The organism is Wolbachia endosymbiont of Howardula sp. (assembly GCF_025021925.1).
Taxonomy (GTDB): domain Bacteria; phylum Pseudomonadota; class Alphaproteobacteria; order Rickettsiales; family Anaplasmataceae; genus Wolbachia.
Genome location: NZ_CP092368.1, coordinates 334,670 through 349,286, shown reverse-complemented (window position 1 = coordinate 349,286; position 14,617 = coordinate 334,670). Strand labels below are relative to the sequence as shown.

The following is a 14,617-nucleotide window of genomic DNA, read 5'->3' as shown; positions in this document are numbered from 1 at the left end:
ATCATCATCATTAATAGTATATTATAATGTTATCAATATAAAAATTAGAGGCCGGGATCGGAATCGAACCGATATAAAAGGATTTGCAATCCTCTGCATAAGCCATTCTGCCACCCAGCCAAAGAAAATTGAATGTTATTTTTGATCATGTAGCATAGATTTTCATGATTTCCCTCAACATAGATAAGGCGTCCTCTCTTTTTCTTTGAAAAACGTTTCGTCCAATCATTGAGCCATGACCACCACCTCGAGAGATTTCTGTGACTTCATATAAAATATCATCTATATGTTTTGAGCATCCGCCAGAAAAAAGCAATATTCTTTTTCCTACAAAACACGATTTCTTGACAAATTCTATTCTTTGAGATAATAATTCAATGCTGTGTGCCTCTATTTGTTCATTTTCTAAGTGCTGAGTTGGAAGTTTTACTTTGATTATATGAGCACCTAGTAAAGCAGCTATATGTACAGCATATGCAATGATGTCAATTGCCGTTTCTCCTGATTTAGAAAGATTTATGCCACGTGGATAAGACCATAATATCGTTGGAAGACCGTAAGATTTAGCTTCAGCGATGATCGCACGTGCTTCCTCTATCATATCATAGCATTTATCTGCACCAGGATATATCGTGAATCCAACAGCTGTACATCCTAGGCGTAATGCATCTCGCACAGAAGCAGTAATTGCTTGATCATAAGATATAGTATTGGAATGCAATAAAGAATAAGAACTATTAAGCTTTAAAATCAATGGTAACATACCTGCATAAGTAGAAGCACTAGATTCAATGATACCAATTGGTGCAGCAAACGCGCTTACCTGAGATTCTATTGCAAGTTGAAAATGATAACATGGATCATATGCCTCAGGATTGCTTTCAAAGCTTTTAATAGGCCCATGTTCAAAACCCTGATCTACAGGTAGTATAACTAATTTACCAGTATTACCAAGTCTTCCGTGTGTTAATAGACGTACAATATTTGATTTTACTCCAGGATTTTCACTTTCATAATAATTGAGAATGTTTTTTACTTTAGCGCCGATTATTAATGTCATAATTACAAGTGAAATATAGAGTATAAAGATTATCACAAGATATGAGATCAGACAATATATTTAACTTATATAAATTATCTTATGGATTTGAAACATTGATATTCTTTGATTTACTGATAATCTCTTTACAATGTTTCCTATGTACAATACATTGTTAATGCTGAATGACATATTGTATACTATACTTGTAATAATTGTGTTAAGAATACTATATATATCTGATATTATCAGACTCAGTACTCTGATAATATTAAATTATGGAATATATAGATAACACTATCTTTGCATTGTCTACTCCCTATGGTAAATCTGGAATTGCAATCATTAGAATTTCAGGTAGAAACGCGCTCAATACTTTAAGTCATTTACATGTGAATGTCAAGTTGCAACCAAGATATGCCACTTTAGTTGACATATATGATAGAACTCATCAATTAATAGACCATGGAATGCTTCTTTACTTTCCTGCTCCAAATAGTTTTACTGGTGAAGATGTAATAGAACTACAAGTACATGGTAGTATTGCAGTCATAAAGATGATAATGGAGGAATTATCAAAAATCTTTGTAATAGCACAACCTGGAGAATTTTCACTAAGAGCTTTTTTAAATGGTAAATATGATTTAACCAAAATAGAAGGAATTGCAGATTTAATAGATGCTCAAACAGCAATACAAGCAAGACAAGCAATTAGACAAATGTCAGGAGCATTAGAGAATGTATATAATATTTGGAGAACAACACTAATAAATATACAATCCAAAATTTTAGTTTATATGGATTTTCCAGAAGAAATACCAATAGATATCAATGAGTTAAAAGAAATTAATAATATAGTACAATCCTTAATACTTTCTATACAAGATCACATCAATGATAAAAGAGGAGAAAGAATACGAGAAGGTGGATTACATATTGTGCTCACTGGTGAACCAAATGTAGGAAAATCAACATTATTTAATGTCTTAGTAAAACGTGACGCTGCAATTGTATCAAAATTTCCTGGTACAACAAGAGATATACTAGAATCGCATCTTGAAATTGGAGGATTTCCAATTATACTTTCCGATACTGCTGGAATTCGAGAGAGTATCGATCCAATAGAACTAGAAGGTATTAGAAGAGCACAAAAGATTGCTCTTGACGCTGATTTAAGAATATTATTACTTCCCTTTACACAAAATGTAACTCTTATGGCTCAAGTTCATCAGGATAATAATACTATTTATGTATTCAGTAAAGCTGATACTATTAATAATGATGAGAGTATATTCATTAATGGAATAGAGTGGATTCCTATTTCTATATTATCAGGCATAGGAATAAGAAAATTACTTGCTGTCATTCAACACAAAATAGAACAAAAATTTGCATGTAATATAAAAGATCATCCTCTCATTACTAGACAAAGACATAGAAACTGTATGCAACATGCATTAGATTACTTACAAAATTTTAACCTAAACAATCCAATTGAGCTAATGTTAGAAAATATCAGACTTGCAGCACGTGAATTAGATATCATGACTGGTATCATCAGTAATGAAGAGATATTAGATAATATATTTAGTAATTTTTGTATCGGAAAGTAAAGTTTTTATATATTGCATATCGTATCATCTTTTTGTATAAAAGGGACGGACGGATGACCGAGTGGTTTAAGGTATCAGTCTTGAAAACTGACGTACGTAATAATCGTACCATGGGTTCGAATCCCATTCCGTCCGGAGAATTTACCGTTTAGCGATTATGAGATAGTATTCAATATTATCTATATTCATATGTTATAAGAGTGCTTCATAAAGCTTGTATGTGAGAGCAGATTGTATTGCTCGGGAAAAAGAGAAGGAGATATTAATATATATCTCCTTCTCTCCCTTCTTTAAAACGCAATAATACTTACTTAAGATATATGAAGAGGAGATAATGTTATTATCAGTGGTAATTTTATTCAAGACAATTAATAATATAAATTCATATTTTAGAAATGCAGATATTTCTCTTGATTCTAGATTACAACGAGTATTATAGTTTCATTTATAGTAATAGGATAAAATATATTAATATTTAATCTTTTTTATTCAATAGATTATTCTGTGAATTGCAAAACGGTCAATATAATTTGTAATGAAATTTAATATAATATGAAATACGATTTTCACACAGTTGAAAAACTATATCAAGAAAAGTGGAATTTTACTATTGATAGAGATAGCAAACAAGAAAAATGCTATGTTCTAGCAATGTTTCCATATCCATCTGGCAAAATTCATATGGGGCACCTACGAAACTATGCTATAGGAGATGTAATAGCGCGTTATAAAAGAGCAATGGGATATGCGGTACTACATCCTATTGGTTGGGATGCATTTGGCTTACCAGCTGAAAATGCTGCAAGAAATTATAATGTACATCCTGTACAATGGACGCAAGAGAATATCTATAATATGAAGATACAGTTAAAATCTATTGGCTTATCTTATAATTGGAATCGGGAATTTACTACATGTCAACCTGATTATTATCAACACGAACAAAAATTTTTCTTAGATTTTATGAAAAATGGACTTGCTTATCGAAAAGATGCATGGGTAAATTGGGATACGAAAGATAACACAGTACTTGCAAATGAACAGGTTATTAATGGTAGGGGGTGGAGATCAGGTGCCACTGTTGAAAAACGCAAATTACCTCAATGGTTTTTAAAAATTACTGATTTCACTGAAGATTTACTAGACTCTCTAAAAACTTTAAAAAATTGGCCAGAAAAAGTTAAAACCATGCAAGAGCATTGGATAGGAAAATCTGAAGGTGTCACTATAAATCTTGAAATAATTGGTTTCTCTCAGAGGATACAAACCTTTACAAGTTATCCTCATGCTTTATTAGATATCTCTTTTTGTGTGTTGTCAGCAGATCATCCTATGATACAAAAAATTATCTCTTTCATCCTATTAGATTCCTCTAGGAGATTATCAGTAAAATTCATTCATATGAATTCACAAGGTCAATGGACGATAGAATCATGCTTTAATATGACAAATATTATTCTAAAATTACATACTGATAGTAAAGAAAAGAAAGTGGGAATTTTTACCGGATTGCATGTTACTCATCCTTATATACAACAGGAAGTACCTCTTTATATTACAAATATTGCATACACAGAATTTCCAGAAAAAGTGATTTTAGGACTTCCTAAACAAGATACATATAGTTGTACATTTAAAGAAAAATATAATTCAGATATTCTTCCGGAAGCTTTTTTTGATTATATATGTACTATAGACACTTTAAATTCCACTAATGTTCCTTATCATAATGCAGCATTTCATGATCAATGCTTACACGGCTTGACATTAAATGAAATAAAAGAAATAGCAATTATAGAACTAGAAAAACAGGGACAAGGTATCAGAACAATTAAATATAATTTACATGATTGGGGTATTTCAAGACAGAGATATTGGGGATGTCCTATTCCTATTATATACTGTAAAGATTGTGGTACTGTACCAGTACCAGAACAAGATCTTCCTGTCGTTCTGCCATATAATAACATAGATTTTATTAGTGGTGGTAACCCACTTGATAGACTTCTATCATGGAAATTGGTCAATTGTCCAAAATGTGGTAAAGACGCAGAACGTGAAACTGATACATTTGATACATTCTTTGAGTCTTCTTGGTATTTTGCTGCTTTTTGTGATGAGAATCATGCTATTAATAAAGAATCATGTCATCATTTTTTACCTGTAGATTATTATATAGGTGGTATAGAGCATGCTATTTTACATCTTCTTTATTCAAGATTTTTTTGTCGCGCTTTAACTAAATGTGGATATTTTAATATCGAAGAGCCTTTTTCTACTTTAATTACTCAAGGTATGGTATGTCATGCTACTTATAGAGATGAACATGATCAGTGGCTCTCCCCTGAAGAATATAAAAAATGCAATGCACAAGGTATTAATATTCAGATCGGTAAAGTTGAAAAAATGAGTAAATCTAAAAAGAATATTGTAGATTTAGAGAGAATCATTGAAAAGTATGGCGCTGATACTGCTAGATTATTTATGCTTTCAGATACTCCTCCAGAAAAAGATATAGAATGGTCTGACTATGGTATAGTAGGTTGCTCTCGTTATATAAATAAGTTATGGCGTATGATTAGAGAATTAAAATCGCTTTCTCTGATAGAATATACTTCTATTAAGCAAATATATGAGACGACAAAATTTATTAATCACAATCAACTTCTAGAATATAGAAAAAAGATTCATCAACTATTACAAGATTTGACTAATGATTTAGAGAGCTGTAAATTGAATTGTGTGATAGCAAAATTTCGACAAATGACACACTTAATAGCTGCAATAGATGTTAAAATTGGAAAAGCAGTGATTAATGAGGGTATATTAATTCTTATAAGAGTCATAGAACCTTTTATACCACATTTAGCTGAACACTTATGGCAGGAAATAGGTGGACAAGATATGCTATATCTACAGCCTTGGCCAAACGCTAATACAACTTTACTAATTGACAATATGATCACTGTTGCCATACAAATCAATGGTAAATTATTCACTACAATGAGAGTCACCATTGATCTATCTGAAGGGGAGTTACAAACAATCGCTATGCAAGTCGTATCTAATAAAATTAATGTCAATCAAGTACGCTCTGTATATATAGTACAAAATAAGATAGTCAATATTGTAATGTAATAGTACGTCTTATTTCACTGATGAATACGATATGAAAAATACAATCTCTAATAATTATAGGAATATTATTTTTTATATCATGCATATATCAATTCTATTTTGGATACATGCAGCAATAAAAACATTGACCATAAGAGAGGCAATAGTCATTGGTCCTACTCCACCTGGTACGGGTGTAATAGCTAGCGCTTTTCCCTTTATGGGCTCAAAGTCTACATCACCTATAATCTTTCTTTGTCCTTGTGCATTGATTACATAGTTGATCCCAACATCTATGACTATAGCTCCTTGCTTTATCCAATGAGACTGTACAAAAGAAGGAATACCAACTGCTACAACTAGTATATCAGCTTGAGCACAATATTGAGATAAATTGTTACTCTTTGAATGTAACATCGTAACAGTGCAGTTTTCTTGTAATAGAAGATGAAACATTGGCTTACCTACTATATTAGATCTACCAAGTATTACTGCATGTTTACCTGATAGAGTATGTTCAATTGATTTTAGAAGATATAAAACTCCTTTGGGAGTACAAGATATAAGAGATGTTTTATCTCCTTTTACTAATTTACCAATATTTTCATTATGAAATCCATCTACATCCTTTTCTATGTTAATCATATTCATTATTTTGGATAAATTAATATTCTTATGTAAGGGTAATTGCACTAAAATACCATGTACAGAATGATCTTGATTGAATTCATTAATCTTGTCTATTAGTTGATCTTCTGATGTCTTAGAAGATAAAAGAATAACTTCAGATTGAATACCTATTGACTCTGCACATTTTTGTTTATTACGTACATATAATTGACTTGCTGGATGATTACCTACAAGAATTACTCTGAGACAAGGAATAATATGATATTCTCTATATAACTGAGAAATTCTTTGTGATAAACTCTCATAGAGAATTTTTGATATTTTATTACCATCAATAATTACTGCAGACATTTCGTTTCTTATATTCCTTGCCAAATATGTAGATTAGACAATGTAATATCAAACATATCTAGCACTTTATTTACAGAATGATTAATTATATCATTTATACATCTTGGCTGCATATAAAAAGCTGGCACTGGAGGTGCAATAATAGCACCCATCTCTGTGAGTTTTAACATATTTTTGAGATGTCCAAGATGCAGAGGAGACTCTCGGACCATCATGATTAACTTTCTACGTTCTTTTAGGGTGACATCTGCAGCTCTTGTTAATAGCGTAGTAGTCACACCAGATGCTATTTCTGACATTGTTTTTATAGAACACGGAGCTATAATCATTCCTAATGTTTTAAATGACCCGCTTGCTATTCTTGCACCAATCTTATCTTCAGAGTAGTAAAAATCTGCAAGTGAAGTAATATCTTCTAATTGCATATGGACTTCATGAGATAATGTCATCTTTCCGGCCTGACTGATTACTAAATGTATTTCATAAGATTTTTTTATTACATCAGAATGATTACAAGATTTATTCATCTCTTTTAATATCTCTAAGATTCGTAATCCATAAATCGCACCGGATGCGCCACTAATTCCAATAATAATTTTATTATTCACTGTATTTATCGCAAAAAAAATTTCTCTTAGAAAGAGTGAATATAAAAAATGATTTCATATTACATTGTCTCTTATATTGATATATATCATATATTATATAGTAATATTCTATCTTTACTTTATATTACTCCCTGTTTTTATTTGTTATATCTATATAATTTATATTTTACTGTATGACATTTTATCAAGATGTTTTAATTAGTAATAGAGATAGTATCATTATCAGTGTTTATCTGTACTTCAACAAGAATAATCATATTTTTATTTTTTTTTAAAATTTTTAAGAGACAACCATACATAACATATTCATCTCGTTCTTCGGGAATGTATCCTCTCTCTTTTATAATCATACCTGAAAGAGTTGTAGAATCTTCAGGTAATTCTAAATGTAATTGTTGATTAATATCTTTAATTTTCGCTTTTCCTGCAATATGATAAATTTCATTGGAAATATTATATATAAAAGTATCTGTAGTTAAATCATGCTCATCTGAAATTTCTCCTACTATTTCTTCTAAGATATCTTCAAGTGTGACTATACCTTGCAATAATTTATATTCATCTATCACAAGTGCAAAATGTTTTCTATTCTGACGAAAATTATGTAGCTGTACACTAAGTAACGTACTTTCTGATATAAACCAAGGTTTTGAAATAATTTTTGTAATTTGTATATCTTCTATTTTATTATTCTTTTCACGTAAAACATTTATAAGATCTTTTACGTGAATCACTCCTATAATATCTTCTATATCTTTATTCCATAATGGAATCCTACTATAACTACTAGTTAAAATTTTCTCTATCAATGCTTCTTTATTTTGATTGATATTAAGAGAGAATAAATGCTTCTTATATGTCATGATTTGTGATATTTTAGTCTCAGCCAAATCAAGAATGCTACTTAACATTTCTAAATCCCTCTGTAACATAGTACCATCACTATGATGTAAGGTAAGCATATTACGCATAGCATCAGCTGCAGAAATAACTTCTTTATCTTTATGTAATCCACATAATGTCAAGATAAGATTCACAATACATTGTATTGCTAATGTTAATGGAGAAAAAAATTTTACAAAAAAGAGTAAAAAATACGCAGAAAATGATGCGAATTTTTCAGGATTTTGCATAGCATAAGTTTTAGGTAACATTTCGCAAAACAATAAAATACAAAAAGTCATTATAATTGTTGAGAGCACAATACTTTCATTACCAAAAAAATTTATAAAAATTGCTGTGAATAGTGCAGAATAAGTTAGAGTAATAATTGTATTACCAAATAATATTGTACCTATTGTTAATTCCTTTTTACTCAATAAGAGAGATATTATATGTGCTCGTTTATTACCATCTAGTTTTAGCTTATTCACTCGAGATCGACTGATGGTAGTCAGTCCTATTTCTGCTCCTGAAAATAAAAATGATAAAATTAATAAAATCAAAATTACTAATGAGAGAAGCACCAATAACCAATTCATTTAAGTACAATGTTATTGCGTAGAGAAATAGCAATTATTCTATACCCTCTCATGAGGATTTGCAAGTTTGAAGTGAATATAATCAAAATGATATATCACTCTAAAGATTTTAGGATATTGCACAAAATGAAATTGTTGAAGAGATAGAGTGAAAGTAATGTATGTTTCATCAGTAATTTCGCTTGTACTGTATATGATTATACTATCTCGTAATACTTTTGTACTAATGTATTAAGTAATCTCACACCAAATCCCACTGCTCCTATAGGACACAAATCGGATTCTGAATCCTGCCATGAGGTGCCTGCAATATCTAAATGCGCCCAACAAGTATTATTAACAAAACGACTTAAAAACTGTGCAGCAATAATACTATCTCCACCATATCCTGCGGGTGCAATGTTACGCATATCAGCAATTTCTGAATTTAACTTTTTGTTATATATATCATTCATAGGAAAGCGCCAAAGTTTTTCATTAACCTCATCACCTGCACTGATAAGACGTGCAGCGAGTTCTTCATTATTTGAAAAGAGTCCAGCATATTCATTAGTACCAAGCGCTACTATAATTGCCCCAGTTAAAGTTGCAAGATCAATCATACATTGCGGTGCAAATCTATTTTGCGTATACCATAAAGCATCTGCAAGAATTAATCTACCTTCTGCATCAGTATTGAGTACCTCTATTGTTTGGCCAGACATTGAGACTACTATATCACTAGGCCTTTGTGCATTGCCATCTATTGCATTTTCTACAAGAACTAATACACCAACAGCATTAATGCGAGCCTTTCGTTCTGCTAAAATATGCATTGCACCCACTATTACAGCAGATCCAGCCATATCATATTTCATTGCTTCCATACCTCGTGTAGGTTTTAATGAGATACCACCAGTATCAAATGTTACTCCTTTTCCAATAAAGGCAATACTTTTATGTTGTATATCTGCACCATTCCATTTAATAACTACTAATTTTGGTTCTTTACTACTGCCTTGCGCTACTCCAAGTAGCGCACCCATTTTATGTTCTTGCATATACTTTGTATCAAATATTTCTACATCGGCTCCTAATTTAGTAAGACTATGTTTTATACTTTCAGCATAAGTATGAGGATATAAAATATTAGGTGGTTCTGTAATAAAAGAACGTGCAAGAAAGACACCATTTGCTTCTTGTTTTAAAGACTCAAATAAACTGACTGAATCAGTCAAATGTTCATTTCTTACCAAAATCATTATCTCTTCTACATATGATATTTTAGAACAATCTCTAGTTTTATATTTATCAAATTTAAAACTACGTAGTAGTGCTCCATATCCAATTTTCAATATACATTCATCTTCAATTAATATTGCTGCGCGTTTAATCTTTAATTTGCTTAATTCGCAATATATTTTGCCACCAATCTTTAATCCTTGTTCTGTATTCCATGCATTCTTGTCACCAAGCCCTATTATTAATAATTGTTGTGCCTCTGGTAATGTAATAAGAAAACACTCACCAAAAGCACCATTAAAATCATCTCTTAATTGCACAATATTTTTTAATATATCATTTTTCTTGAACATACTATAATCTCTTAAAGAATTATTGCCTTCAAAGAGACCCGTGACTATGAATTTAAAATTAGGAGAAATAGTAGAAACTTGTATCTGCATTATTTGTACTCCTATTCAAGAAAAATGATATATTAAACAATTCAAGTGAATTATATTACTTAATTGATATTTTGACCACTATTTTTAGTGCATTATTGAATAAATTAATTCATGTTTTTCCATGTATCTATATATTCCTTGATTTTTTTTAGATCTTCCCATGTGACCCTCTTTTGTGTTGGTTGACGCAATAAGTATGCAGGATGAAAGATAACAGATGTAGTAATTGCATGAGATAGATATTGATTATTATATTGATAGAATCTACCACGTAATACTGATATGGTTTTTGTAATATTGAGCAAATTATAACAAGCAATACCTCCTACTAAAATGAGGATATTTGGTGCAACTATTGCAATATGTTTTTCTACAAATGGTTTACAAATATCAAGCTCTAGATTTGTTGGTTTTCTATTACCAGGAGGACGCCAAAAAATGGTATTACTTATGTATACTTGACTACGATCAAGATTGATTGCATGTAACATTTTATCTAATAAGACACCGCTTGCACCACAAAATGGTATACCTTGTATATCTTCATTTATTCCTGGTGCTTCGCCTATGAGCATAATTTTTGCATGTGGATTACCATCAGAAAATACAGTATTAGTTGCAGTAGTTTTTATGTGACATCCTTCAAAAGAAGATATTGATCTTTTGAGATCATCAAGACTATTGCATACATTTGCTAGTCTTCTTGCTTGATATATCCAATCACTAGGAAACATAGCTTGATGATTCTGAATTCGTTCAGTATGACTACAAGTAGTATTCATATATTGCTCTTGTACAATTTTGTTTGTACTATCTACATTAGATGTGCACAAATTGTCTCTCTGATCTTTATCTGCTACTTTTTTTTTTCATAGTTGTCTTCTAAAAAATAATCAATTCCTAGCTCTGAGTAAAACTTGAGTATTTCTAGTATATGTTTATTCATATTGATATATTAATCTGATCTTTCACTCTTTGAGCTTTTTTCATTGCTATATCATACTTTAATTTAGATAAATGTCTAATATATGAAATACCATTTAAGTGATCAATTTCATGTTGAATGCATCTAGCAAGCCAGCCACTAGCTTGTAATATGCATGCTTTACTCTCTAAATCTATATATCGTATGGTTAAATACTTTGGTCTCTTAATATCATAATATTGATATGGTAGAGATAGACAGCCTTCTTTTAAAATAATCTTTTCATTAGATAATTCTATAATTTCAGGATTAATCATTGTAAAAGTACCTGTTGATTGATATTGAGAATATTCATCTAAATATTCTAATGGTATTCGAGTGACAAATACTCTTTTAAGTATACCAACTTGCACTGCCGCAAGACCAAAGCCATCTACATCAAATACTGTCTCAATCATATCATTGACTAAGTCTATAATCTCATGATTAATTTCTGTCACTTCTAATGAATGAAGCATGAGTTTATCATCAGGAGCAACTATAACTGGTAATTTAGACATAAGTAATTATATAGCTCAAATATACAAGTATATTAAAATAATGTGATATTACTATATAAGAACATAAGTGCTAAAAAAAAACTTTACAAAAATTGAGTTTTGTACATTTTATTGTAGCCCTGTAAAGGAAAAAAAAATATTTTATATATCTTATATTAAATGTATGTTTCCGTAAAACACTTAAAAAGTGTCTTGAAGTAGAATTTAATTTTTCTTATTAAGATTCCATGAAAATATCATATTTGCATGTGATATTCCTAATCAAAAAATCTTGAGTAACATATTTATGGTAAAAACAATTTTAAAGATTTTTTTCTCTTTGCATATTTTATATATTATCACTTCTTGACATTCGTTACTAAGCCAGTAATAGTAAATGCGTAATATACAAAGAATATATGGAAGTCTTGTGCCCTCTAAAATGTTTTTTAATCTTCTATATATTGTCTCAATATACAAAAGCAATTTATAATTGATGTATTAGAAAGTTTCAAGATGACAAATCTCATTTACGCATCTTTAATATTAACATTGCAGGTATGCAGAAATATGAGAGTAAATAAAATACAAGATAGCATGATATAGAGTGATAGTCTAGATGAGATGATAAAGAATTCAAGTGAACTAAAATTTTATTATTATTGATATTGCTGTTAAGATAACATATCTAGTATTTTTTTGTTGTATAATGTATTAATTAATTATGATATTACTTCTTTTATAAAAAATTATTCTTAATATATTATCAGTGAAAGAAATTTGATCAAGGGCATAACTTAATGATATTGTTAGGAAATCTAAATGTAGCTTTTAATGAAATTTAAAAAAAGGAAATAAGAAATGCAGATTACTATACATTCACAGAAAGAATTTGTATGGATGCGTAGGGCTGGTAGACTTGCTGCTGAAACACTTGATTTTCTCATACCTTATATAGATGTGGATGTGACTACTAATGACTTAAATGATTTATGTCATTCTTTTATAGTGCAGTCAGGCGGCATTCCTGCACCATTGCATTATAATGGATTTCCAAAGTCAATTTGTACTTCAAAAAACTCGGTAGTGTGTCATGGCATTCCTGACGATACTCCTCTTAAAGTAGGAGATATTTTGAATATTGATATCACAGTGATTTTGGATGGATGGTATGGTGATACAAGTCGTATGTTTTGGATAGGTCAACCATCGTCACAAGCAAAACTCCTATGTCATGCAACATATAACGCATTACTTACTGCATGTGAATGTATTAAACCGGGTAATAAGTTAAATGAAATAGGTCGCGTAATAGAACAATACATTAAACGATTTGGATATTCTATTGTGCGTCAATATTGCGGACATGGCATAGGACAGGTTTTTCATACATCTCCAAATGTTATGCATTTTTATGATCCAAGTAATAATATAATTATTAGAGAAGGAATGTTTTTTACAATAGAGCCAATGATTAATGCTGGAAAACATCATACTATCATTAGCCGGGATAATTGGACAGTGTATACAAAAGATCTTTCACTATCTGCTCAATTTGAGCATACAATTGGAGTAACACAAGATGGTATTGAGATATTTACATTATCACCTAAAAATTTACATTATCCTCCTTATAATTAAAAATTACTTTCTATATTTATCTCTTCTGCTCACGAATGTTTAGCTATACACTACAAGTGAGATATGTTATATTAAATTCTCTCCTTATGCGATAAATGAAACATATACCTGTTTTATTACAAGAAATGCTCTTATACCTTGCACCCAAAGATGGTGGCTTATATGTAGATGCTACATTTGGAGCAGGTGGCTATAGTCAAGCAATATTGCAATTAGCAAACTGTCAAATATATGCTATTGATAGAGATGCAATAGTGAAAAATTTTTATATTGAAATGAGATCAAAATATTCAAATAAAATACAACTCTCTATTGATAAATTTAGTAATATGAAAAAAATATTAGAGACTTATAGTATTGAAAGGGTCGATGGAATAGTTTTTGATGTTGGTACGTCCTCTATGCAGCTTTCTGATGGCAATAGAGGATTCTCATTCTTGCATAATGGGCCTCTGAATATGAATATGGATAATACTTCTCACATGACTGCATCAACATTTATTCATGAATTAAATGAAAAGGAAATGGCAGATATCATATTCTCCTATGGAGGAGAAAAACATGCTCGTAAAATTGCTCGAGCAATAGTTAATGTAAGACAAAAAAAGATGATTAAGACTACACATGAGCTTGCAAATATAATACACTCTGTCATATCAAGAGGTAAACATAGAATAGATTCTGCAACTAAGACTTTTCAAGCAATTAGAATATGGGTAAATGATGAGCTCAAAGAACTAAAAAAAGGTATTACAGTAGCTTCTAGTATATTAAACAAGAATGGTATATTAATTGTGATTACATTTCATTCTTTAGAAGATCGTATAGTCAAAACTTTATTTAAAGATTTAGAGAATACGAAAATAGCAATGAATCAAGATAAGCAATTCCATATTGTAAATAAAAAAATCATCAGAGCGAGTATAGAAGAAGTGACCAAAAATCCAAGAGCGCGTTCAGCAAAATTAAGAGTGATACAAAGATTGTTATGAACTAAAAAGAAGTTTAA

The 14,617-nt window shown here is 30.3% G+C and carries 11 protein-coding genes and 2 tRNA genes; 5 read left to right on the top strand and 8 right to left on the bottom strand.

Going from position 1 to position 14,617, the window contains the following annotated elements:
- Positions 1-48: 48 nt before the first annotated feature.
- Together MC061_RS01630 and MC061_RS01625 are read right to left on the bottom strand one after the other, a co-directional pair.
- Positions 49-120, bottom strand: a tRNA-Cys gene (locus MC061_RS01630).
- Between the two features lie 25 nt (positions 121-145).
- Positions 146-1,060, bottom strand: coding sequence for a class I fructose-bisphosphate aldolase (locus tag MC061_RS01625; RefSeq protein WP_259535491.1), 915 nt, complete (start codon positions 1,058-1,060; stop codon positions 146-148).
- A 257-nt stretch (positions 1,061-1,317) separates the two neighbouring features.
- Here MC061_RS01625 and mnmE point away from each other — a divergent pair, with 257 nt between their 5' ends.
- The 3 genes from mnmE to leuS all read left to right on the top strand — a co-directional run bounded on the left by mnmE (position 1,318) and on the right by leuS (position 5,790).
- Entirely contained in the window at positions 1,318-2,652 is a 1,335-nt protein-coding gene (mnmE, locus tag MC061_RS01620) for a tRNA uridine-5-carboxymethylaminomethyl(34) synthesis GTPase MnmE (protein WP_259535489.1), read from the top strand.
- A 47-nt stretch (positions 2,653-2,699) separates the two neighbouring features.
- Positions 2,700-2,787: transfer RNA gene (locus MC061_RS01615), tRNA-Ser, on the top strand.
- Between the two features lie 417 nt (positions 2,788-3,204).
- The gene (leuS, locus tag MC061_RS01610; RefSeq protein ID WP_259535487.1) at positions 3,205-5,790 is read left to right on the top strand and encodes a leucine--tRNA ligase; all 2,586 of its coding nucleotides are present in this window, start codon (positions 3,205-3,207) and stop codon (positions 5,788-5,790) included.
- Between the two features lie 72 nt (positions 5,791-5,862).
- On the opposite strand, the gene MC061_RS01605 is transcribed toward leuS, so the two are convergent.
- From MC061_RS01605 to def, 6 genes are all read right to left on the bottom strand, one after another.
- Complete coding sequence (locus tag MC061_RS01605; protein WP_259535485.1) at positions 5,863-6,750, bottom strand: bifunctional 5,10-methylenetetrahydrofolate dehydrogenase/5,10-methenyltetrahydrofolate cyclohydrolase; 888 nt, start codon at positions 6,748-6,750, stop codon at positions 5,863-5,865.
- An 8-nt stretch (positions 6,751-6,758) separates the two neighbouring features.
- On the bottom strand, positions 6,759-7,358 hold the full coding sequence (locus tag MC061_RS01600; protein ID WP_259535483.1) for a UbiX family flavin prenyltransferase: 600 nt from the start codon (positions 7,356-7,358) through the stop codon (positions 6,759-6,761).
- 194 nt (positions 7,359-7,552) lie between these two features.
- Positions 7,553-8,839 carry an HlyC/CorC family transporter gene (locus MC061_RS01595; protein ID WP_259535481.1) on the bottom strand — a complete coding sequence of 429 codons (1,287 nt, stop codon included), beginning with the start codon at positions 8,837-8,839 and terminating at the stop codon, positions 7,553-7,555.
- Between the two features lie 197 nt (positions 8,840-9,036).
- Positions 9,037-10,503, bottom strand: a complete 1,467-nt coding sequence (locus MC061_RS01590; protein ID WP_259535479.1) for a leucyl aminopeptidase — start codon at positions 10,501-10,503, stop codon at positions 9,037-9,039.
- A 104-nt stretch (positions 10,504-10,607) separates the two neighbouring features.
- Positions 10,608-11,285, bottom strand: a complete 678-nt coding sequence (locus MC061_RS01585; protein WP_259535477.1) for a uracil-DNA glycosylase — start codon at positions 11,283-11,285, stop codon at positions 10,608-10,610.
- A gap of 160 nt (positions 11,286-11,445) precedes the next feature.
- On the bottom strand, positions 11,446-11,988 hold the full coding sequence (def, locus tag MC061_RS01580) for a peptide deformylase (protein ID WP_259535475.1): 543 nt from the start codon (positions 11,986-11,988) through the stop codon (positions 11,446-11,448).
- Between the two features lie 840 nt (positions 11,989-12,828).
- Between def and map the strand changes: the two genes are divergently transcribed.
- Entirely contained in the window at positions 12,829-13,608 is a 780-nt protein-coding gene (gene map, locus MC061_RS01575; RefSeq protein WP_259535472.1) for a type I methionyl aminopeptidase, read from the top strand.
- Positions 13,609-13,703: 95 nt separating this feature from the next.
- Entirely contained in the window at positions 13,704-14,600 is an 897-nt protein-coding gene (rsmH, locus tag MC061_RS01570) for a 16S rRNA (cytosine(1402)-N(4))-methyltransferase RsmH (RefSeq protein ID WP_259535470.1), read from the top strand.
- The last annotated feature ends 17 nt before the right edge of the window (positions 14,601-14,617 follow it).

Coding starts and splice junctions, on each gene's coding strand:
- MC061_RS01625 (WP_259535491.1), bottom strand. CDS start 1,060: ATGACATTAATAATCGGCGCTAAAGTAAAAAACATTCTCAATTATTAT.
- mnmE (WP_259535489.1), top strand. CDS start 1,318: ATGGAATATATAGATAACACTATCTTTGCATTGTCTACTCCCTATGGT.
- leuS (WP_259535487.1), top strand. CDS start 3,205: ATGAAATACGATTTTCACACAGTTGAAAAACTATATCAAGAAAAGTGG.
- MC061_RS01605 (WP_259535485.1), bottom strand. CDS start 6,750: ATGTCTGCAGTAATTATTGATGGTAATAAAATATCAAAAATTCTCTAT.
- MC061_RS01595 (WP_259535481.1), bottom strand. CDS start 8,839: ATGAATTGGTTATTGGTGCTTCTCTCATTAGTAATTTTGATTTTATTA.
- MC061_RS01590 (WP_259535479.1), bottom strand. CDS start 10,503: ATGCAGATACAAGTTTCTACTATTTCTCCTAATTTTAAATTCATAGTC.
- MC061_RS01585 (WP_259535477.1), bottom strand. CDS start 11,285: ATGAATACTACTTGTAGTCATACTGAACGAATTCAGAATCATCAAGCT.
- def (WP_259535475.1), bottom strand. CDS start 11,988: ATGTCTAAATTACCAGTTATAGTTGCTCCTGATGATAAACTCATGCTT.
- map (WP_259535472.1), top strand. CDS start 12,829: ATGCAGATTACTATACATTCACAGAAAGAATTTGTATGGATGCGTAGG.
- rsmH (WP_259535470.1), top strand. CDS start 13,704: ATGAAACATATACCTGTTTTATTACAAGAAATGCTCTTATACCTTGCA.